The following is a 20,530-nucleotide window of genomic DNA, read 5'->3' as shown; positions in this document are numbered from 1 at the left end:
ATGAGATGTCGCGCGCGCGGGCTCATTCGACCGTGTACGCGAATTCGCCGGCCTCGTCCGCGCGCACCGCGATGCGCGCGATGGCCGCGCCGTCGGCGATCCGGCCGAGCACGTGGCCCGCGATCTCCGGCAGCAGCGTGCCGTTCAGGATGTGGTCGACGTTGCGGGCGCCCGAATCGACCTCGGTGCAGCGCGCGAGCACCGCGTCGACGAGCGATTCGTCCCACTCGAACGCGGCCTTGTGGTTCGCTTCGATGCGGCGGCGGATCCGTTCGAGCTTCAACTCGATGATCTCGGCCAGCACGTCGTCGGAAATCGGGTAGTACGGCACGACCTTCATCCGGCCGAGGAACGCCGGCTTGAACGTCTTGTACAGCTGCGGGCGCAGCGCCTCGGCGAGCGCGTCCGGATCGGGCAGCTCCTCGGCCGGCTTGTTCAGGCACGCCTGCATCACCGCCGCCGACCCGACGTTCGACGTCAGGATGATCAGCGTGTTGCGGAAATCGATCTCGCGCCCTTCGGCGTCGTCCATCGTGCCCTTGTCGAATACCTGGAAGAACATCTCGAGCACGTCCGGGTGCGCCTTCTCGACCTCGTCGAGCAGCACGACGGAATACGGATTGCGGCGCACGGCCTCGGTCAGCACGCCGCCCTCGCCGTAGCCGACGTAGCCCGGCGGCGAACCCTTCAGGCCCGACACGCTGTGCGCTTCCTGGTACTCGCTCATGTTGATCGTGACCATCTTGCGCTCGCCGCCGTACAGGATGTCGGCCAGCGCGAGCGCGGTCTCGGTCTTGCCGACGCCCGACGGCCCGACGAACATGAACACGCCGCGCGGCTTGTTCGGATCCTCGAGGTTCGCGGTCGCCGTGCGCACGCGCTGCGCGATCGCGTCGAGCGCATGGTCCTGGCCGATCACGCGCGCGGTCAGCAGCGGCTGCAGGTTCAGCACGGTGTCGATCTCGTCCTTCACCATCCGGCCGAGCGGAATGCCCGTCCACGCGGCGACGATCTCGGCGACGACGTGGCCGTCGACCTGCAGCGGCACCATCGGCTCGCCGCCCTGCAGCGCATGCAGCGCCGCGACGCGTTCGGCCAGCTTCTCGCGCGTGGCCGGCACGTCGACAGGCTCGCCGTCCTCGGACGGGCCGCGCGCCTTGTCGAGCGTCTCGCGCAGCACGGTGATCTCGGCGACGATCGCACGCTCGGCTTGATAGCGCGCCTCGTCCTCGGTCAATTGCGCGAGCGCCGCGTCGCGTGCGCCGCGCAGCTCGCCGAGCCGCTCGTCGTGTGCCGCGCCGCCCGCCGCCTCGCGCTCCAGCGACGCGATTTCCGCGTCGATGCGCTCGATGCGCTTCTTCGTGTCGTCGATCGCCGCCGGCGTCGCGCTGTGCGCGAGCGCGACCTTCGCGCAGGCGGTGTCGAGCACGCTGATCGCCTTGTCCGGCAGCTGGCGCCCGCTGATGTAGCGATGCGACAGGCGCACGGCCTCGGTGATCGCGTCGTCGAGAATCCGCACGTTGAAGTGCTTCTCCATCAGCCCGGACATCCCGCGCAGCATCGCGGCCGCGAGCGGCTCGCTCGGCTCCTCGACCTTCACGACCTGGAAGCGCCGCGCGAGCGCCGCATCCTTCTCGAAGTACTTCTTGTATTCGCTCCACGTCGTCGCGGCGATCGTGCGCAGTTCGCCGCGCGCGAGCGCCGGCTTCAGCAGGTTCGCCGCGTCGTTCTGGCCGGCCTGGCCACCCGCGCCGATGATCGTGTGCGCCTCGTCGATGAACAGGATGATCGGGTGCGCACTCTTCTTCACCTCGTCGATCACGCTCTTCAGGCGGTTCTCGAACTCGCCCTTCACGCTCGCGCCGGCCTGCAGCAGGCCCATGTCGAGCACGTGCAGCGCGACGCCGGAAAGCGGCGGCGGCACGTCGTCGGCCGCGATCCGCAGCGCGAGGCCCTCGACGACCGCCGTTTTGCCGACACCGGCCTCGCCGGTCATGATCGGGTTGTTCTGGCGGCGGCGCATCAGGATGTCGATCGCCTGGCGGATCTCGGCTTCGCGGCCGATTACCGGGTCGATCTTGCCGTCGCGCGCGCGCTGCGTGAGATTGGTTGTGTACGTGTCGAGCGCGGGCGTCTTCGACGGGCCGGCCGCGGGCGCGGCGCCGTCGGCGGCCGGCGCGACGTCGCCGTCTTCCGCATCCGCCTGGCGCGGCTCGGCCTCGCTCGAACCGGCCATGATCTCGTCGAACTTGTGCTTCAGATCCGTCACGTTCATTTCCGCGAACTGCGACGACATGCGCTGCGCGAACTGCGCGAGATCGGGCGCGGTCAGCAGCGCAAGCAGCAGGTGCCCCGAGCGGATGCGGCCGAGCTGCGAATCGAGCGACGCGATCAGCCAGGCCTGCTCGAACAGCGCGATCAGGTGCACGGAGAACACCGGCGTGCGCGTGTTGCCCGTCTTCAGGCGCGTGAGTTCGCGCTCGAGATCGGCGCGCAGCGCATGCGGATCGACGCGGCTCGCGCGCAGCGCGAGCGGCAGGTCGCCCGTCGCTTCCTCGAGCAGCGCGAGGAACAGATGCTCCAGATCGACTTCGTAGTGGCCGCGCGCCAGGCACGCGCTCGCCGCGCGCTCGGTCGCGTGCCGGCACAGCGGATTCAGTTTCGTGATCAGGGTCTTCAGAGGCGTGCTCATGGCGTCGATCTCAGGTTCGATTGCGTGTTTGTTGTCGTTCGGAATCAGTGAATCACGTGCAGTTCGTAGCGGGCATCCGAGCGGTCGTCGACCGCGTCGCGCGTGCAGAGGAACGCGTCCCAGCCGAGCCGCGAGCCCGCGCCGAGCACGCTCGCGCCGACCTCGGTGCGCTTCAGCACGAGCTTCACCTCGTATTCGAGCGTGACGCCGGCGAGCAGCGTCAGCATCCGCTCGAGCGCGACGGCCTGCGCGCCGCCCGGCAGGAATGCCTCGTAGTCGCGCTTGGACAGCGGGCCGACGACGATCCGCGCGCGCATGTCGCGCTGCCACACGCGTTCGCCGACGAGCGCCGTCGCGCCGAGCACCGCGTTGACTTCGCCGAGCACGCTCAGCTGGTCGGGCGGCACGTCGTACCACTTGCCGACGAACTGGTCGATCTTCACGGGCACGCGGAAATAATCGGACAGCGTGCGCTGCAGGTAGGCGGCGGACATCGGCCGGTGCCGCGCGGCGAGCGCGTAGCCGGCGACGGCCTCGTCGAGCACGCCGCCCGCGCCGGCCGCGAGGCTGTCGCGCACCTCGTCGCTCGGCACGCCGGCGATCGCGAGCAGGAGCGGCAGGTAGCGCTCGTCGCGGTCGAGTTCGTAATGGAACGGCAGCCGGTACTTCTTCCACGCCGCGTAGAACAGCGCGGTCGCGCGGTTCGAGAACACGTCGAAGAAGGCGCGCGCCGCGTGGTCGCGCTTCAGGTGCTCGCGCGCGACGATCTGCTCGGTGTAGTGCAGCGGCAGCGCACCCTGCCCGCCCAGCAGCCCGAAGAATGCGGGCGTCAGCTCGACGTGACCGAGCTCGCCGGCCGCGAGCGCGGCGCCGCGTTGCTCGCCCGAATCGAGCAGCGTGCCGCCGTCGTCGAACGAACGGGCGCCTTCGATCTCGCTCGGCGGGAAGCCGAGCGACAGCGTGTTGCGGAATTCGATGCGCTGCGCGACGACGTCGCCCTGCCGCCATGCGCCGGGCGCATCGGACGCCTGCCGCGCGAACAGCCCCTCGAGCACGCGCACCGCCTGGAAGAACTCGAAGCGGTGCGGCTCGTCGAGCAGCGCGTCGACTACGCCAGGATCGATTCGCCGGTCCGGGGCTTGCATCGGATGATCTCCTCGCCGGTGCGCTTCGACACCACGACTAGTTGAACGAAACTGTTGAGGTGGACGTACAGCCCGAAGAAGCTGTCGAGCACGCGCACGAACGACGCGAGGCTCGCGCCGACGAAGTGCTCCTCGTCGATCGTCAGGCGGATCTCGATGCCGCGCACGAAAGTCGCGAACGGCTTGCCGGGCAGCCACTGCACGGCGCCGCGCTGCTCGACGCCGGCGAGGCCGTCGATCTGGCGCATCGACACGGCGGTACGCCGCAGGTCGTACAGCGTCAGCATTTCCTTGAGCGGCGCGAGCCCGTGCGCGACCAGCGACACGTGGTTCAGCGCGAGATGCGACACGAGCCGCCAGTGCGCGGCGCGACCGCGCTCGAAGCGCACGCTCTGCGTCGGGCGCCGCAGCAGCGAGATGCCGCTCGTCTGCGCGCCGCCTTCCTGGAACAGGTCGCCGCCTTCGAGACCGAACGCGAGCATCGACGGCAGGTCGCGGTTCGTGCAGGTGAGGTCGAGGCTCAGCGTGTCGGTTTGCGGCGAGGTCGGCTCGAAGTCGATGTCGACGATCGAGATCTCGGTTTCGTAGCCGGGGCTTTTCTGCGCGACCCAGTCGTTGCGGCGCGCGAACCAGTAATGACCGATCCGCGCCGACTCGCCGTGATGCAGCGAATAGAACGGCCGGAACTCGATCACCGATTCTTCATGCGCCTGCTGCCGGACGAGCTTCACCGAATCGATCGAATACACCTCGTACGCGAACGCGCGGCGCGCTTCGGCGATCACCGGGTACGACACCGCGCGGTGCGTGATGCGGATCGGCTCGCCGTGCTGGCGGAACAGGTTGACGATCGGCGTGCAGAACAGCCGGAAATGGCTGGCCGCGAGCAGCTCGAGCAGCCGCGCGACGTGCGAATCGCTGCGCACGTCCTGCAGCACCAGATGCAGCGTCGCGCGCTGGCAGCGGCCCGACGCGCGCGCGATCGCCGCGAGGTCGAAATCGACGAAATCGAACTTGTCGGGGAATGCGAAGTATTCGGTGAGCAGGCGATACGCGGGGTGCGACTTCGCCGGGTAGTCGATCAGCGCGTCGTCCTCGTCGAAGCCGGCGTGCGCGATCGGCAGCTTGCGCAGCGCGGTCCAGCGGCCGTTGCGCTCGGGCTCGACATACGCGCCGAGCACGTTGACGAACAGGCAATCGGTCAGCGCGGCGACGAACGACTGCTCGCCGTGCAGGTGCGCGCGCAGCGTCGGCAGCTTCAGCGCGCCGAGATCGAGCTGCGCGGCGAGCGACTCGAACGTGATCGAGATCACGCCCGTCGCGTTGGACGGCAGCACCGTCGCGCTCGGCGCGAGCGCGACCGGCGTGAAGCGCGCCTCCGAGATGCGGATCGGCGCGAGCGTCACGTCGTATGCGGTGCGGAACCGGCACTGCACGCCGCGGATCGGACGGCTCTTCAGCTCGGTGCCGCGGTCGATCACGACCGGTTCGGTCTGCTGGCCCGGCGAGGCCGGCGTGAACTGCGCGATCGAGCACGACGGGAACGGCCGCAGGTAGTGCGGATACAGCACTTCCAGCAGCGCTTCGGTGAATTCCGGGTAGTCGTCGTCGAGCTTCTTGTTGATGCGCGCGCCGAGCAGCGCGAACGACTCGATCATCCGCTCGACGTGCGGATCCTCGCAGTGCTCGCCGGACAACGCGAGCCGCGCGGCGATCTTCGGATAACGTTCGGCGAAATCTCGCGAATAGCGCCGCAAAAACGATAATTCGCGCTCGTAGTACGGCAGCAATTCTTCCATCGACGACCCCGAGAACCTCAATATTTCCTGCCGGACCCTGAACCATCACCGGGCGGTCCGGCCCGCTCGGCGGCTTGATTTACAGCATTCTGGCCGCGCGCGTGCGCGTGACCGAATACTGCAGCGTCGACGGCTGCAGCATCGCGTCGAAACTCACCGGCTCCTCGGCCGGATGCACGACGAGCAGCGCCTGGATCGCGAAGTACAGCGCGTTGGTCGACTGCTCGTTCAGTTCGAACGTCACCTGCACCTGCTGCAACCGCGGCTCGTGGCGCGCGATGGCCTGCTGGATCGACTTGCAGATGAACGCGCGGTCGTAGTGACTCGCGAGGCTCAGCCCCGCGAAATCGTTCAGCCCGTAGGTCAGCACCGATTTCTGGCATTCCGGCAGCGCGGCCAGCTCGATTTCGGTGTGCGCGATACGGGTGTTGAGGATCGCCTCGACGTCGCGGGCGACCGTGTTCTTGAGCTCGTCCAGCGACAATTGCCGCATCGCGGCCGAGGCCGGCAGGTGCGGTTCGTCGTCGAACAGCTTGTCGAGAAAACTGGGTTCGAATCGTTTCATAAGGGCCTGTTTCCGCTAATAACGCACGTTCCCCTGTTTTGAAAAAATCCGTTCGTGGGGCTGGCCCCCAAAAGGGCCGATCGCGGCGTCACGCTCCTCGCGAATACGTCGAGTACACAGCGAAAACGGCAACGGGACGCCGAACGCCCCGTTGCCGCAACCGACGTTAGACCGCGTAGGTCTTGTCGTTCTTCGTCAGGCTCCAGGCGCCTTGCGTGTTGCCGCCCTGGTTGCCGCCGATCTTCTGCTGGGTCTGCTTCCACTGCACGGCCGCGTACTTCAGCGAGAACGTCTCGAGCGGCAGACCTTCTTCGCGAACGCTCGGAGCGATGCTCGAGATGATCACGTACTTGAGCTTCACTTCCAGATACTGCACGCGCTTGCCTTCACCGTCCGCGCGCGAGAAATGGACCGTCACTTCATCGAACGTCGTGCCGCCCGATGCGTGCTGATACAGCAGCGGGCTCGACGAATCGATTTCCTTCGTGAAAATCATGTCGCCGTGCTCGCAGCGCGTCATCGTGTGACCGCCCGCGGTCGATGCCGTTGCCGAACGCGGCTGAACGATCGAGTGATCCCACGATTTCAGTTCGATCCAGCCTTGATGGTCTTTGTCCGCGGATTCGCCCTTCACCGCCGGACTACCAAACTGCAAGTGCATATGTAACATGGCCCTTCGACTCCCCAAAGAGGTGGTTTTAACGTCCTACCCAGGCGGCCCGCCTGGGCGATTTACTCGCTTATGAATTTGCCGGTTTGGGCAGATCAGCGACAAGTCGCAGAGAAATCGAGAGTTCGTCGAGCTGAAAGTGCGGGCGCAGGAACGCGACCGAACGATACGAGCCCGGCTTGCCCGGAATCTCCGACACTTGTATGGATGCCTCGCGCAGCGGGAATTGCGCCTTCTGTTCCTGCGACGCGTTGTCGTCGAGCAGGACGTACTGCGAAATCCACCGGTTGAGGAAAGTCTCCACGTTCTGCGCCGATGCGAAGCTGCCGATCTTGTCCCGCATCATCGCCTTCAGGTAGTGCGCGACGCGCGATACCGAGAAGATGTACTGAAGCTGGGCGGACAGGACGGCGTTCGCATTCGCGCTGTCGGTGCTGTATTTTTTCGGTTTCTGCACCGATTGCGCGGCGAAAAACGCAGCGTAATCCGAGTTCTTGCAATGCACGAGCGGGATGAAGCCGAGGTCGCTCAGCTCCTTCTCGCGGCGATCGGTGATCGCGATTTCGGTCGGGCACTTCAGCGCGACTTCACCGTCGTCGGTCTTGAACGTGTGGGTCGGCAGGTCCTCGACGAGGCCGCCGCCTTCGACGCCGCGGATCGCCGCGCACCAGCCGAAGTCGTCGAACGCGGCCGTCAGGCGTGCCGCGAAGGCCCATGCCGCGTTGCACCAGAGGTACTTGTCGTGCTCGGTGCCGTCGACGTCCTCGACGAAGTTGAAGTTCTCCGCGGTCTGGCCGTCCTTCGGATTGAACGGCAGGCGACCGAGGAAGCGCGGCAGCGTCAGGCCGACGTAGCGCGAATCTTCGGCGTCGCGGAACGACTTCCACTTCGCGTATTCGACCGTGTCGAACACCTTGCCGAGGTCGCGCGGCTTGCCGAGGTCGGAGAACGACTCGAGGCCGAGCAGCTCCGGCGACGCCGACGCGATGAACGGCGCGTGCGCGGCCGCCGCGACGTGCGACATCTGCTCGATGAAGTACATGTCTTCCGGCTGGCGCGAGATCTCGTAATCGCCGATCAGCGCGCCGAACGGCGAGCCGCCGAACGTGCCGAACTCTTCTTCGTAGACCTTCTTGAACAGCGCGCTCTGGTCGAACTCGCTCGCGCCCTTGAAGTCGCGCACGAGGTCGCGCTTCGGTGCGTGCAGCGCCTTGATCTTGATCGTCTGGCCGGTGTTGCTTTCCTTGACCAGGTAGTCCATCCCGCGCCACGTGCTTTCGAGGCGCTGGAATTCCGGCGCGTGCATCACCGCGGACAGCTGCGTGGAGATCAGGCGGTCGAGTTCCGCGACGCGCGCGTCGATCGTCGCCGACAGGTTGTCCGACACGATCACCGTGCCGTCGAGCACCTGGTGCACGAGTTCGCCGATCAGGTCCTTCGCACGGGCATGCTCGGAATCGGATTTCGCGACCTTGCTCTTCTCGACGATATCGTCGAGCAGCGAAGTCCCGGCGGCGTATTCCGCGCCGCTCGCTTGGGCCGCAGCCGTTTGCTGGTTCATCTCAACACTCCGTCGTCATTCGCCGTCTTTGTCGCCGCCGGTGCCCTTCGCGAGCTCCTGCAGCTGCTGCGTGTTCTTCAGCACCTCGGACAGCAGATCCTCGAGCTTGTCGTTGCCGGCGAGCTTGTTGCGCAGGTCGGCGAGCTTCGAGCGCGCCTCGAGCAGGCGGCGCAGCGGCTCGACCTGTTCGACGACTTCGTCCGGGCTGAAATCCGACAGCGAACGGAACTTCAGGTCGACTGCGAACTTGCCGCCTTCCGGGCTCAGGCGGTTTTCCACCTGGAACGCGGCGCGCGGCTCGATCGCCTTCATCACGTCGTCGAAGTTGTCACGGTCGATGTTGACGAACTTGCGGTCGCGCAGCTTCGGCTGCTCGACTTCCGACTGGCCCGCCAGATCGCCGACGACCCCGACGACGAACGGCAGTTCCTTCACCTCGATCGCGTCGCCCTTCTCGACCTCGTAGGTCAGCTGGACGCGCGGCGGCCGTATTTTCTGCAAGCTTTTCTGAATGCTTTCTTTCTTGGCCATCTCGACGGCTCCCAGGTTAGTTGTGGTTATCGCGTCTGTTGCGGTCAGTTGCGCAGCGCGCTGAACGGATCGGCACCGCCCTTTTGCGGCGCGGCGGCCGGCGTCGGCGCGGTGGTTGCGGCTGCAGCCGCCTCGGTGGCCGGCGCCGCGCCGGCCTTCGGACGATGAATCACGCGACGCGCCGTACGCGCCTTCGTGGTCCGCTGCTCCGGCGGGAACAGCGCCGATTCGCCGAGCGTGTCGCGCAGTTGCTTCGCGAGCGCCTGCGCGTCCGACTTCGCATCGCCCGCGAGCGATGCATCCTGGCGCAGCTCGCCGAGCGACTGCGTCGCGATCCGCAGCCCCGCGACGGCGAGCACGCTCTTCGCCTGACGATCGGTCGCGTCGCGCTGCAGTGCCTCCTGCGCGGCGACGATCGCCTGGCCATAGTGGTTCTGGGCAAACTGGATCTGCGCGATGCGCGACCACGGTTCCTCGCGCGTCGGATCCGACTTCGCGAGCTGCTGGTACAGGCCGAGCGCCTTGTCCTGGTCACCCGACTTCGCAACGGCGTCCGCATCGGCCAGCGACTTGTTGAACACCTCGGCAGTCGGCGCCGGCGGCTGGCTCGCACAACCGGCGATCACGCCGCAAGCCAGCACTACCCCAGACAATTTTGCGAAGAGACGGTCTTTCATCGTTATATCCACCGGCGCGTGAGTATTAAAATCGTTGAGAATCTGGTTCTTTTGCTTTGCAAGAAGCGCGCGGGTATAGTACCGATCAATTTTTCATAATTCAATCGCTGCGTGCAGAGTAATTCCTTTTAAATCCGTGCGCTACCCCCTCGAAACGTCTCCGGCAACGGCCCGGCGGCGGTTTTTCGAGCGACCGGAATGCGCAAGTTTTACTTGCTCGACAACGCCTCGCGCGGGTGACGGAAAAAATTTCCGGAAGCGCGATGCGCCGCACGCGTGCTTAATAGTTGAACGGCAGATAAGCCGGCATTCGCGATGAACGCGGAAATGCCCGGTAGTTTTGACAGGGGAGTTAAAGGCGGCACGCCGGAAACACGATGAGATCGTCCATGATTCGCTATGCGCTGCCGCTGATTGCCTGCGCGCTCCTGGCCGGATGCGCGGCCGCCCCGCTGCTCGGCTCCGCCGCGAGCGCCGTGATGCAGGCCGCCGGCATCGGCAAGCCCGAACTGCCGGATGCCCAGAAGCCACCGCGCAACATCGGGCTCACGCTCGCCGCCGCGCCGAACCTCAACGCCGCGAACGATCGCAAGCCGCTCGCTTTAGTGGTGCGACTCTACGCGCTGAAGGATCCGACTTCGTTCCAGCAGGCGCCATTCGATGCATTCACCGATCCGGCCAAGGAAAAGGCCGCGCTGGGCACCGATCTGCTGAACGTGCGTGAAATCACGCTGATTCCGGGCCAGCGCTATACGGCAACCGAAAAAGTGTCGCGCGAAGCGCAGGCATTCGGCATCGTCGCACTGTTCCGCGATCCCGCCATCCAGCGCTGGAAACTGACGTTCGACCCGGCGAAGTCGGAGAAATCCGGCATAATCATCGGCCTGCATAATTGCGCGATGACGGTCGCCGACGGCTCGGTCATCGCACCGCAACAGGGCGCGCCTTCGCAACCGCTGAATTTGCTTTCGTCGGTCACCTGCGGTTAAGCATGACGCACGAATGTCAATTAACAAGAGTTAACAAATTGGCGATTTAATTCGGGCATGAACAAATCGATTACATCGCAACGCCACATTAACCGGATTTGACATGAGTTATTCGGCCAAGGTGCTTTGGGGGGAAGGGCTGTTCCTCCGGCCCCAACACTTTCAGCGGCAGGACGCCTATCACGAGGCGCGCCTGTTCGAATCCATCCAGGCGATCCAGCCGTACAACTGGGGCGTGCGCTCGGTGCGCATCGACCGCGATGCGCTCGGCAGCAACGTGCTGCGCGTGGCCGAGCTTGCGCTCGTGTTCCCGGACGGCGCGCTGTATGCCGCGCCGCAGGCCGACGACCTGCCGCCGCCGATCGCGCTGGACACGCTGCCCGACGGCATCAACGAATTCGTCTTCTACCTCGCGCTGCATCCACTGCGCGAGAACGGCACCAACTACAGCGACGATCCGGCCGCCGGCTTCATGACGCGTTTCGTCAGCGAGCAGACGAGCGTCGCCGACAACTTCACCGACGCCGCCGAAGCCGACATCACGTTCCTCAAGACGCAGGTCAAGCTGATCGCGCACAGCGAGCCGCGCGACCAGCTGCTGTCGGTGCCGCTCGTGCGCGTGCGCCGCACCGCGACGTCCGGCTTCGAGATCGACGACAGCTTCGTGCCGCCGTGCCTCGCGATCGAAGCTTCGCCGATCCTGCACCAGCGGCTGCGCCAGCTCGTCGACGCGCTGCAGGCGAAGGTGAACGCGCTGTACGGCTTTCACCGCGAGCCGTCGAAGAACATCATCGAATTCCGCTCGGGCGACATCGCGTCGTTCTGGCTGCTGCACACCGCAAACGCCGCGTTCGCGACGCTCGCACACCTGCACCAGCATGCGGCGCTGCATCCGGAGCGGTTGTTCCAGGAACTGCTGCGCCTCGCGGGCCAGCTGATGACGTTTTCGAAGGGCTACACGCTCGCCGACCTGCCCGTGTATCGCCATGACGATCCGGGCCCGAGCTTCGCGCGCCTCGACCTGATGCTGCGCGAGTTGCTCGATACCGTGATCTCGACGCGCTACTTCGCCATCACGCTCGACGAAGTGCGTCCGTCGTTCCATCTCGGCCGCCTCGATTCGGGCAAGATCGACGACAAGACCGAGTTCTACCTGGCCGTGTCCGCGGACATGCCGAGTGTCGAGCTCGTCGATGCGGTGCCGGCACGCTTCAAGGTCGGCGCGCCCGACGACGTCGACAAGCTGGTGCTGTCGGCAATGCCCGGCGTGCGACTGTCGTACATGCCGCAGGTACCGCCCGCGATTCCGGTGCGGCCCGGCGCGTGCTATTTCCAGCTTGATTCGCGCGGTGCGCTCTACGAGCGCATGCTGCAGGCCCAGTCCGCGATGATCTACGCGCCGACTGGCATCAATGACCTGAAATTCGAACTGATCGCGGTCACATCATGAGCTACGCGCCTTCCCTGTTCGGCGACAACGCGCCGGCCCCGCTGCATACCCCGGCGTCGACCGACGCCTCGTTCCAGGCCCGTTCGCTGCTCGACCTGCTGTACGACGGGTTCTTCATGCTGTTCCTGCTCAAGAACGGCCGCGAGCCGGACAGCGCGAGCGAGTTCAGCACGAAGATCCAGGAGTTTCTTTCCGATTTCGAGCGCGGCGCGAAGAAGCTCAACATTCCGGCCGAGGACGTGTATGGCGCGAAGTTCGCGTACTGCGCGGCCGTCGACGAGATGGTGCTGTCGTCGCAGTTCAAGATCCGGACCGACTGGGAACGCCGGCCGCTGCAGCTCGTGCTGTTCGGCGAGCAGCTCGCGGGGGAGAAGTTCTTCCAGTATCTCGAGGAATGTCGGGCGCAGGGCGCGGCGCGGTTGCAGTCGCTCGAGGTGTTTCATATGTGCCTGCTGCTCGGGTTTCAGGGCAAGTATCTGCTCGAGGGGCCGGAGAAGCTCGCTTACCTCACCGCGCGGCTGGGGGACGAGATCGCGCATATGAAGGGCAAGCGCGCCGCGTTCGCTCCGCATTGGCCGCTGCCGGACCAGATCGCGCATCGGTTGAAGCGCGAGGTGCCGGTCTGGGCGATCGGCGCTGTGTTTGCGCTGGTGGCCCTGCTCGGGTATCTCGGGCTCAATACTTATCTGAAGGACAAGACGCTGCAGGCGTTGGCGCCTTATTCGCAGGTGATCAAGGTGGGGCCGGAGTCGGCTAATTTGACGATTTCGTTGCCTTGAGGCGTGCTTCGTTCGGGTGTTGATGCTTCATCGAAAAAGGACCGCTCGGCGGTCCTTTTTTGCTGTGGCGCGTGGTGCGTGTCGTCGCGCGTCGTCAAAGCAGAATGAATTCTTCGTTGTCGACGTAGAACACGAACGCATCGAACAGTTGCGTCACGCTCGGTTCATCGACCTGGTCATGCGCGTTGATCACGATGTCCTCGATCGTCGCGCTATTCAGCGTTATGCGCCAGCCGGGTTGGGGGGCAGTGGCGGGAGGCGTGTCTGTCTCGGGGTCGTTGGGGTCGTTGGGGTCGTTGGCGTCTTCGGTGAATACGCCGTCCGTATCGAGCGTCCACGGCATCGGCGGCAAGCAGAGCCAACCGGAGAAATCGCCCGGGTGTTCGAGAATGTGTTTCAACGACGCGGTGGTCGTGGTGAGGGTCGACATGGGTAGTGCGGTGGTAACTGGGCTGGTGTCAATGCGCTCGGGGCGAGATGCGGCAGTTGCACGAGTGCGCCTGCGCCGCGGCGTTCGTGCCGGCAAGGCGTGATTATGCCAATGTCTTATGCGCGAGGTTGGCAGCGGCAGTGTGCCAGTCAGTTGGCGGACGCGGTACCCACATTCGAGATCGCGTCCAATTTCCCGCGTCGGACGGATCTTCAGGGTTGGTAGCGAACTGTCTCGTAGATCTTCGCCATGCCCTGCTTCGCGGGATTTTCGTTGGCGGCCAGACCTGTCGAGAAAATGATGCAGGTCCAGCCGTCGCCGCAAGGCTTGCTCGCAATCAGGTCGAGCCGATGTGCATACACCCGGTCGTCCTTGAAAATCTTATGCGAGTAGCGCGATGCGAGCGCGGGATATTTGCCGTTCAGTACGATCGGCTCGTAATTCGCTTTCGTGTACTGAGCAGGCTTGTCGTCGACTTGCAGGTTGTAGAGATACGCCGCCGTTCCCTTTAGCGTCGGCGCAACCTTGGTGGGCACAACCTGAACCGTGACACCCAACGTCAGAACCTCGAATGCCGCCTTGTCGGCTTCGATATCGACCCCCTGCCCATTCGTATCCTCCAGCCGGCCACTCCACGTAACCGTCCAGTTCGAAGGAAGCTGGAAGCTGACGCCGTTCGCGGCATAAGGCTTGAGATGCACCAGATCAGGCGCGTCCGCGGCCCTTGAATCAGTGTTATCGGCAGACGCTGCCGTTACGGTCGCAAGCAAGATAAGCGCAAGAAGTGAACGCCGCATGGAGGATCCTTTTTTATTGAGTGTCGATGCTTCCTTCATCGCTATCCCGGTCGACTGGGCGTAGTTAGGAAGGCTGCAAAGCTATCTGCAATCGCTGACGCATGCCTTGTCTCGTGCGACCAAAGAACTACAACAGGTTCTCCAGCGTCGCCAAGGCATCAAACGTTCAAGAGACATCCATCCCCTACATTTCGATCCAGGACGGCTCATCCTCGTAACAGTAAAGAATCGAGTAGACACTTGAGAAGTGATTACCGAAATTAAATTTTTTATTCAAGACCTCAACAGGAGTAAAAATCATACCAGCCTCCTCCATGTTCTTTATCAGTGGGTACACTGAGTTGGCTGATGGCAGATCAATACTCGGTGAGCCTTGACTTCCGTCCGCCGACAACGACGATAAATAGTAGTACGGACCAACAAATGATATTCGCAATATGAAATCCGCACCATCACCCCTCACGAAATATCCGTAACTTACGTCGGTGTTGGGCTCGGTATCCTCATGGAAATCAAAATTCTTTTCAAGAAATTGAATCACACCAGGGTACTTTGTCGCAGCAAGATTCTCTTTAACGAACGAGTAGTCCGGGGATTCAAAACTCCCGTACGAATCAATAACGGAACGCGAGAATCTTTCCCAATCAAAATTCGAATCATGGGGTCTCTGGGCCTTTGGGATGTCCATGTATTTTTCCTCCATTGTCTTGGTGAACGCGCACTGAAGTTTGAGTGCCTCCGTTGGGGCCAAAACCAATGGGCGTCTTGAAATCGTGGTCCCGTACATTCGGGCGCCCAGGGACGGGGCTACCCTTGCTCCAAGCCTCATCTGTGTACTGCACTGCATCGTCCCAATCACAGAAGCACGAGGTGGGCTTACCTTGTTTAACTCGATTGTCATACTGGGGCTCACCCAGTACATGCCCCGCTTGCTTCTGCCGCGATATATGCGGTGGAACCGATGGTTTCTTTTGCAAACCAAGCGGATCGATCCACAGCGTCGGGTTCGGCGCGTATTGATAGACATTGACCCCGCCAGCCAACCCAATCGGATCTTTCGACACGAAGCGCCCACTACTCGGATCGTAGTACCGATACCGGTTGTAATGAAGCCCCGTTTCATCATCAAATTGCTGCCCCTGGAACCGCAGCGAATTCCTCGGAGCGATCCCTACCGCCCTCGACGCCCGCGCGATCACCTCGCGGGCTTCACCCCACGCCTTGTACGACGCCTCCCACACCACATCGCCATCGTCATCCGTCAGTACCTGCGGAGTGCCGATCTGATCACAGTGGTAATAGAAGGCATGCACCTGCCCTGCCCGCTCCGGCACCCGTTGCAGCGGATCATCTTCCGGCACGTAGCGATCTGTATCGCCACGCGACGGTGTCTCGCAGCCACTGACCGGTGCACCGACGTATTGCACCATCGGCACGAACGATTCTGCTTCGTACAAGTAGTGAGTGCTGCCGTGCTCACCGCTCTCATACGCCAGCGTATCTCCGTCCCAACCGAACACCGTACGCTCGCCGTTCACCTCCTTCGCAATCCGGCGGCCCAACGCATCGTAGTAATACCGTGACTCACTGCTGCGCGCAGTCTCCTGCACGCTCGCAGCCGTCATCCGATTAAACGCATTCCACTCGTAACGTTGCTCGCCCGCCGGCGATGTGCGATGAACGAGGTTGCCACGCGCGTCGTACTCGAAATGCCGCCCGGCATATTGCTTCAGCAAATTGCCCAATACCTTGGGCACTTCGGGAGGCAACGAACTTTCCACACGCACCGGGCTCGGCCTGTTCTCTTTGCGAGCCGTCTCAACGCGTGCCGGATCGATGATGTTGCTCGCCGGATCGAATGCGAAGCGCTCCTTGCCGGCCGGTCCGATCGACTCGAGCAACCGCCCGACCGGATCGTAGCGATAGTCCGTCAGCCCCTTGAGATTGTCTTCGATCTGCACGAGCTGGCCAGCCGCGTCGTAACGGTAGCGGCGCTCGGCCAGCGGTGCGGGTGCATTCGCACGCTGCACGGTCCGCTGCGCCAACCTCCCTGCCGAATCGTATGCCGTGCGTTGATCGATCTTGCTCGGCAACGTGCGCAACGTCTCACGATGCAGATCGTCACGCTCGATCTGAACGAGCTCCTTGCCATCCAGCATCATCCCGTGGACGTGGCCCGAGCCGTATATGAGCCAATCGACCACGCGACCATCGGGCCGGATCGTTTTGATCCGGTTACCGATTTCGTCGTACTGGTGATGCCACACGAAACTCCGGCTCGCGCCGAACAGGTCGTAAGCATGGTGCTCACGCACCAGATTGCCGGCCGGATCGAAGAAGCGCTGCACGCGGCTGTATCGGTTGCTCGCTTCGATCAATCGCCCCAACGGGTCGTAAGTGAAACGTTCCGCCTCATCGTCGACCGAGCGGCCTTGAAGACGGCCGCCGCGATCATGAGATATCGTCATGATCTGGCCAGCCTCGTCGATCGACTCCAGACGGCTGCTCGCCTCGTCGTACGAGTAGCGCGTCGCCTTCCCGTCGAAATCGATCTCCTCGATCAGCCTGCCCGTCGCGTCATAGCGAAACGCGTAAGTCGCGTGATTCGGATCGGTCAGCGCGACCAGACGCCCGAGCCGATCATAGCGATATGACAACGACTGCCCCGACGCATCGGTGCGGATATTGATACGTCCGCTCGCGTCGTAGCCGTAGCGTGTATTGCGATTCAGCGGATCGGTGTGCGTCAGCAGACGCCCTTCCGCGTCATAGCTCAGTTGCTCGCGACCTGCGGGCGACACGACCTCGATCAACTGGCCGTTCACACCATAGCGGTATACCGTCACCCCGCCTGCTGCGTCTTTCGCCTCCGAGAGGCGGCCTTGAGCGTCGTACACCCATTGGGTCGTCTTGCCCGAGCAGTCGGTGTAGCTGATCAACTGCCCGGCAGCGTCATACTTCAGCGACTTCGCGCCGCCCTTCGCATCCTTGATCTCGGTAACCAGTCCTCGTCCGTCGTACGCGTATTCGGTCTTGTGCCCGAGAGGATCGACCTGTACGACCATGTTGCCCGCATCGTCATATTCACGCAGCCACGGATGTCCAAGCGGATCCGTCACGCGAACGAGCTGATCCTTCTGGTCATACGTCATCTCGATCACGCTGCCATCGGTACGCTGATGACGTACGAAGTTGCCACGTGCGTCGTACTCCATACGTTCGACGGTACCGTCACGATGGATGTACTGAACCAGCCTGTCGTTCTCGTCCCGATACATCCACTCTTCGCTGCCGTCTGGATGAATCACACGGAAGGAATAGCCCTTGCTGTCGTAGTAGTGGTGGGTGACGTGACCAAGCGCATCGGTCACGCTGACCATCCGGAAGTCCGGATGCCACGCCAGCGTGACCTCGTCGCTGCCGTCATCTCCATACTCGCGGAAGCACTTCGCCTTTGGCCCGTTGCCCTTCCATTCGAGATTCACACCACGACCGGTACGATCGGTGTACCGCGTCACAAGATGGTGACGGTAACGGTATTCGCGACGGTTGCCGTAGCGGTCGGTCGCGCCGATCAGATCGTTTTCTTCGTTGAACTCATAGCGGGCGAGCATGCCGATGTATTCGCCCTGCGCGTCATGATGCGTCGCTTCGACGATACGACCGCGCACGTCGTGACGGAATGCGACCTGTGCATGCGGCGCAATCAACCGATGCAACCGCCCTTGCGCATCGTATTCGAGCGTCACCTGATTGCCGGCGCGATCCTTGACGAACGCGAGACGAAACACATTGCCGTGTCGCTCAAACGCTTCGAGCAGCACGTGCCCACGCGTCAGCGTCAGCCACCGGTCGTCAAGACGCAGTAGCGTGTGGCCCTCGGACAGGTCGTCGTGAGCACTGCCTGCGTCAAGCAACGGATATTCGAGACTCCGTCCGGTTTCGTCGTGATAGACGAGCTTGCTCTCGTCAATATCAAAGCGCGTCGTGTACGGCGTAATCCAGCGCGCGCCCAATTCGCCGTGCTCGTCGTTCGCGTCGAAGAACGACCGATAGGTGCGCTGCCAGGCAATGGGCAACGGCCCCTCGATCGTGAAATCCTCGTGGTTGATCTGCTCATCGCCGAGCGCGAATCCGATTGAATGCTCGGTGGCCGCAGGTGGCGTCTTCACCGGGGAATGCGTAAGGCAACAATTCGGTCCCGGATGCTTTGCCTCCGTGGTCGTTCGCACCTCATCCACCCGATGCTCCGCTCGCTGCTCGGCAACCTTCGTCGTCCCGTGCTCCTGAATCCCCGTCGCATGCGGCTTCGGGTTGCGCTTGCGCCAGCTCCGCATCCCGTCTTCGCCGATCATGATCAGCCAGCCGATCTTGCCCGCATCGTTCCCGTCCAACTCCCGGATGCACTTCTGGACCGTCGGAATTCGCTTGTAGATATCGTCGGCGAAAAGCTGCAGCTTCTTCGGCGCTTCGTCGTCCACCATATTGGCGACGGTGGTGACCGTATTGATGGCAGCCTTCGCTTCAATTTTCACGAAATCCGTGAGAAACCCAAGCCCGCTACTGAGAACTTTCCTGCCGTCGTACGCAACGAGCGCCTGTCCGACATCCTTCAAATGCGACCCGGCCGACGTCACGTTGTGCCCAACTTCGTACTTCTTCCCCGCCGCATGCGCGAACAGATCGGCAATCGCCTTCATCAGATCGCCGATGAATTTGGCGCATTGATCGAGCACCTCCTTCAGTCCGTCGCGCATCACTTTCAGGAATTGCTCGATTTCGCCCGCGTAGCGTTCCTGCACATTCGCGACGATTGCCGCGATGACCGAGTCGCGCAGCACCTGCAACGCCGCCTCGCCCACCGCCTTTCCGCTCTTGACGATCTCTTGTCGAATAAGCTTCAACACCGGGCGGGCCCCCAGACGAAGCTCGGCAGTGCCCGGCGGCAACGGCACGACCCCGATGAGGTCGAGACCGAGATTGACCCAATCGAACATGCCGATCGCGTTGCTGCCGCGCTCGATCATCTCCTTGATATCGAGCACCGCGTCGACTGCTGCGAAGATATTGGCCAGAACCGGCACGTTCTCCGCGACCATCTTCAGCCGGCTGACGTTGACGGCGCCGCCGCTGACGTTGATCAGCCACTTGTCGAAAACGTCGATGCCGGCTTGTACATCGGCCTCCGTGATCTTCATGATCGGAGACACGAACACATCGGTAGGTTTGGGTTGAATGACGCCCGCAGCGGTCATGATTTTTATTCCGGGAAAATTGAAAGGGCGACGCTCAACTCATCTTCAGCGCGGCAGCGGTACTACGTGCCGTTTGCGCGAGACCGCTGACCTGCTGCGCTGCGGCGCTCAACTGTCCTGCTTGCGACAAGGCCGCCTGCGCGCCTGCCGGCAGCACACTGCCCGCCGCCTGCTGCGCGATGCCGAGGCCTTGACCGGCCACTGCCTTCGCGAGGGCAGCGCCGCCCTGCGACGCTGAACTGGCCAAGTCTGCGAGCGTATTCGCCGCGCCAAGCGCATTCGACGCGCCCGCGGGCAACATCCCGCCCAGTGCCTGCCGGGCCATGCCCATGCCTTGACCGACAGCAGCCTTCGCCAGCGCGGCGCCGCCTTGCGACGCCGCGCCCGCCAATCCCGTCAACGCACCTGCCGCCCCACCCGCCGCTGGCAAGAACGAACCCAGCTGCGCCTGTGCCGTTTCAGCAGCACCTGTCGCCGGCGCCGGATTGGCCGGCCACGGCGCCACATCGAACCGGCTCGATTGCTGATCCTGCGAACGCGGATCCTCTCCGAACTTCACCTGCACCGCTCCAGGTGGCAGGCCGCTCACGATCATGTGCCCGTTGCCGTCGAGCGCCCCTTTCCTCAACAACCCGCCATTTGCATCGAATACCGAGAACAAGCCGCCCTTCACCGGCTGGCCATTCCCGTATGTATGCAGCAACTCCAACTGCCCCGGCTGATCCGGCCGCGGGCTCGGCAACGGATACCCCATGCTTGCCGGCCCGGCGAACGTATGCGACGCACCCTTCACATCCACCGCGCCAGGCGTATGAATCTCGATGTTGCCGTCCTTGATGCGGATATACCCGCCGCCGCTCGTCAGCAGAATCCCCTGATCGGCCGCGATTTCGATCCGATCGGTTGCGGACACAACCTTCACCGCCTTCTGCGCGGTGACTTCGACATTGTCCGATTGCGCCTGGATCTCGACCTTGCCCTTGCCCGCGAACAGCTTCATCCCCGCGTTCTGCGCGAACAGGCTCAGCTTCTGCCCGATGCTGCCGATCAGCGACTTGCCCGCCGCGACGTGCACGCCCTGTCCGCTCGCGACGTTCACGTGATCGTTCGCGACCAAATGCAGCGACTGCTGCGTCGACATCCCGATCCCCGACGGGCTGCCGAACAGCATCACCGGTTCCTTGAACGCG

Annotated in this window: 16 protein-coding genes; 3 read left to right on the top strand and 13 right to left on the bottom strand. The window is 63.4% G+C overall.

Going from position 1 to position 20,530, the window contains the following annotated elements:
• Nucleotides 1–22: 22 nt before the first annotated feature.
• The 8 genes from tssH to ACV22V_RS27015 all read right to left on the bottom strand — a co-directional run bounded on the left by tssH (nucleotide 23) and on the right by ACV22V_RS27015 (nucleotide 9,640).
• A complete protein-coding gene (gene tssH, locus ACV22V_RS27050) occupies nucleotides 23–2,692 on the bottom strand; it encodes a type VI secretion system ATPase TssH (protein ID WP_448016034.1) in 2,670 nt (889 codons plus the stop codon).
• 44 nt (nucleotides 2,693–2,736) lie between these two features.
• Nucleotides 2,737–3,837: a type VI secretion system baseplate subunit TssG gene (gene tssG, locus ACV22V_RS27045; protein WP_059532813.1), complete on the bottom strand. Its 1,101-nt coding sequence runs from the start codon at nucleotides 3,835–3,837 to the stop codon at nucleotides 2,737–2,739.
• Nucleotides 3,801–5,636, bottom strand: a complete 1,836-nt coding sequence (tssF, locus tag ACV22V_RS27040) for a type VI secretion system baseplate subunit TssF (protein WP_448016033.1) — start codon at nucleotides 5,634–5,636, stop codon at nucleotides 3,801–3,803. The genes tssG and tssF overlap by 37 nt, the downstream gene beginning before the upstream one ends.
• A 79-nt stretch (nucleotides 5,637–5,715) precedes the next feature.
• On the bottom strand, nucleotides 5,716–6,201 hold the full coding sequence (gene tssE / locus ACV22V_RS27035) for a type VI secretion system baseplate subunit TssE (RefSeq protein ID WP_059465243.1): 486 nt from the start codon (nucleotides 6,199–6,201) through the stop codon (nucleotides 5,716–5,718).
• A 166-nt stretch (nucleotides 6,202–6,367) separates the two neighbouring features.
• Nucleotides 6,368–6,871, bottom strand: a complete 504-nt coding sequence (locus tag ACV22V_RS27030) for an Hcp family type VI secretion system effector (protein ID WP_006477093.1) — start codon at nucleotides 6,869–6,871, stop codon at nucleotides 6,368–6,370.
• A 70-nt stretch (nucleotides 6,872–6,941) separates the two neighbouring features.
• Nucleotides 6,942–8,432 carry a type VI secretion system contractile sheath large subunit gene (gene tssC / locus ACV22V_RS27025; protein ID WP_039320274.1) on the bottom strand — a complete coding sequence of 497 codons (1,491 nt, stop codon included), beginning with the start codon at nucleotides 8,430–8,432 and terminating at the stop codon, nucleotides 6,942–6,944.
• A 15-nt stretch (nucleotides 8,433–8,447) separates the two neighbouring features.
• Entirely contained in the window at nucleotides 8,448–8,963 is a 516-nt protein-coding gene (gene tssB, locus ACV22V_RS27020; RefSeq protein ID WP_044845930.1) for a type VI secretion system contractile sheath small subunit, read from the bottom strand.
• Nucleotides 8,964–9,007: 44 nt separating this feature from the next.
• Nucleotides 9,008–9,640 (bottom strand): tetratricopeptide repeat protein, encoded by a 633-nt coding sequence (locus tag ACV22V_RS27015; protein ID WP_059532820.1) that lies wholly within the window; start codon nucleotides 9,638–9,640, stop codon nucleotides 9,008–9,010.
• Nucleotides 9,641–10,017: 377 nt separating this feature from the next.
• On the opposite strand from ACV22V_RS27015, the gene tssJ reads away from it, so the two are divergent.
• The 3 genes from tssJ to icmH all read left to right on the top strand — a co-directional run bounded on the left by tssJ (nucleotide 10,018) and on the right by icmH (nucleotide 12,858).
• Nucleotides 10,018–10,629: a type VI secretion system lipoprotein TssJ gene (tssJ, locus tag ACV22V_RS27010; RefSeq protein ID WP_059532823.1), complete on the top strand. Its 612-nt coding sequence runs from the start codon at nucleotides 10,018–10,020 to the stop codon at nucleotides 10,627–10,629.
• Between the two features lie 103 nt (nucleotides 10,630–10,732).
• Nucleotides 10,733–12,079: a type VI secretion system baseplate subunit TssK gene (tssK, locus tag ACV22V_RS27005; RefSeq protein ID WP_059532826.1), complete on the top strand. Its 1,347-nt coding sequence runs from the start codon at nucleotides 10,733–10,735 to the stop codon at nucleotides 12,077–12,079.
• Entirely contained in the window at nucleotides 12,076–12,858 is a 783-nt protein-coding gene (icmH, locus tag ACV22V_RS27000) for a type IVB secretion system protein IcmH/DotU (protein WP_059532829.1), read from the top strand. Before tssK ends, icmH begins: the two co-directional genes overlap by 4 nt.
• A 94-nt stretch (nucleotides 12,859–12,952) precedes the next feature.
• Here the strand turns inward: icmH and ACV22V_RS26995 are convergent, their stop codons facing one another.
• The 5 genes from ACV22V_RS26995 to ACV22V_RS26975 form a co-directional block, all read right to left on the bottom strand.
• Nucleotides 12,953–13,288: a DUF7716 domain-containing protein gene (locus ACV22V_RS26995; RefSeq protein WP_448016032.1), complete on the bottom strand. Its 336-nt coding sequence runs from the start codon at nucleotides 13,286–13,288 to the stop codon at nucleotides 12,953–12,955.
• A 212-nt stretch (nucleotides 13,289–13,500) separates the two neighbouring features.
• Nucleotides 13,501–14,124, bottom strand: coding sequence for a hypothetical protein (locus ACV22V_RS26990; RefSeq protein WP_448016031.1), 624 nt, complete (start codon nucleotides 14,122–14,124; stop codon nucleotides 13,501–13,503).
• 145 nt (nucleotides 14,125–14,269) lie between these two features.
• A complete protein-coding gene (locus ACV22V_RS26985) occupies nucleotides 14,270–14,773 on the bottom strand; it encodes a hypothetical protein (protein ID WP_448016030.1) in 504 nt (167 codons plus the stop codon).
• Nucleotides 14,742–19,340, bottom strand: a complete 4,599-nt coding sequence (locus tag ACV22V_RS26980; RefSeq protein WP_448016029.1) for an RHS repeat-associated core domain-containing protein — start codon at nucleotides 19,338–19,340, stop codon at nucleotides 14,742–14,744. The genes ACV22V_RS26985 and ACV22V_RS26980 overlap by 32 nt, the downstream gene beginning before the upstream one ends.
• Nucleotides 19,341–19,374: 34 nt before the next feature.
• Nucleotides 19,375–20,530, bottom strand: a 1,156-nt coding sequence (locus tag ACV22V_RS26975; protein ID WP_448016028.1) for a DUF2345 domain-containing protein, incomplete at its 5' end; no start/stop codon positions are given.

The sequence above is a fragment of the Burkholderia sp. AW33-5 genome (genome assembly GCF_053427615.1).
The sequence above is the reverse complement of the archived record's forward strand: the minus strand, read 5'-3'. Positions and strand labels throughout refer to the sequence as shown.

Bases quoted from the DNA above. Each gene is read 5' to 3' on its own strand.
- tssC (WP_039320274.1), bottom strand. From the start codon at position 8,432: ATGAACCAGCAAACGGCTGCGGCCCAAGCGAGCGGCGCGGAATACGCC.
- tssF (WP_448016033.1), bottom strand. From the start codon at position 5,636: ATGGAAGAATTGCTGCCGTACTACGAGCGCGAATTATCGTTTTTGCGG.
- tssJ (WP_059532823.1), top strand. From the start codon at position 10,018: ATGAGATCGTCCATGATTCGCTATGCGCTGCCGCTGATTGCCTGCGCG.
- tssH (WP_448016034.1), bottom strand. From the start codon at position 2,692: ATGAGCACGCCTCTGAAGACCCTGATCACGAAACTGAATCCGCTGTGC.
- ACV22V_RS27015 (WP_059532820.1), bottom strand. From the start codon at position 9,640: ATGAAAGACCGTCTCTTCGCAAAATTGTCTGGGGTAGTGCTGGCTTGC.
- tssB (WP_044845930.1), bottom strand. From the start codon at position 8,963: ATGGCCAAGAAAGAAAGCATTCAGAAAAGCTTGCAGAAAATACGGCCG.
- ACV22V_RS27030 (WP_006477093.1), bottom strand. From the start codon at position 6,871: ATGTTACATATGCACTTGCAGTTTGGTAGTCCGGCGGTGAAGGGCGAA.
- ACV22V_RS26985 (WP_448016030.1), bottom strand. From the start codon at position 14,773: ATGGACATCCCAAAGGCCCAGAGACCCCATGATTCGAATTTTGATTGG.
- tssG (WP_059532813.1), bottom strand. From the start codon at position 3,837: ATGCAAGCCCCGGACCGGCGAATCGATCCTGGCGTAGTCGACGCGCTG.
- icmH (WP_059532829.1), top strand. From the start codon at position 12,076: ATGAGCTACGCGCCTTCCCTGTTCGGCGACAACGCGCCGGCCCCGCTG.
- ACV22V_RS26995 (WP_448016032.1), bottom strand. From the start codon at position 13,288: ATGTCGACCCTCACCACGACCACCGCGTCGTTGAAACACATTCTCGAA.
- ACV22V_RS26980 (WP_448016029.1), bottom strand. From the start codon at position 19,340: ATGACCGCTGCGGGCGTCATTCAACCCAAACCTACCGATGTGTTCGTG.
- ACV22V_RS26990 (WP_448016031.1), bottom strand. From the start codon at position 14,124: ATGAAGGAAGCATCGACACTCAATAAAAAAGGATCCTCCATGCGGCGT.
- tssE (WP_059465243.1), bottom strand. From the start codon at position 6,201: ATGAAACGATTCGAACCCAGTTTTCTCGACAAGCTGTTCGACGACGAA.
- tssK (WP_059532826.1), top strand. From the start codon at position 10,733: ATGAGTTATTCGGCCAAGGTGCTTTGGGGGGAAGGGCTGTTCCTCCGG.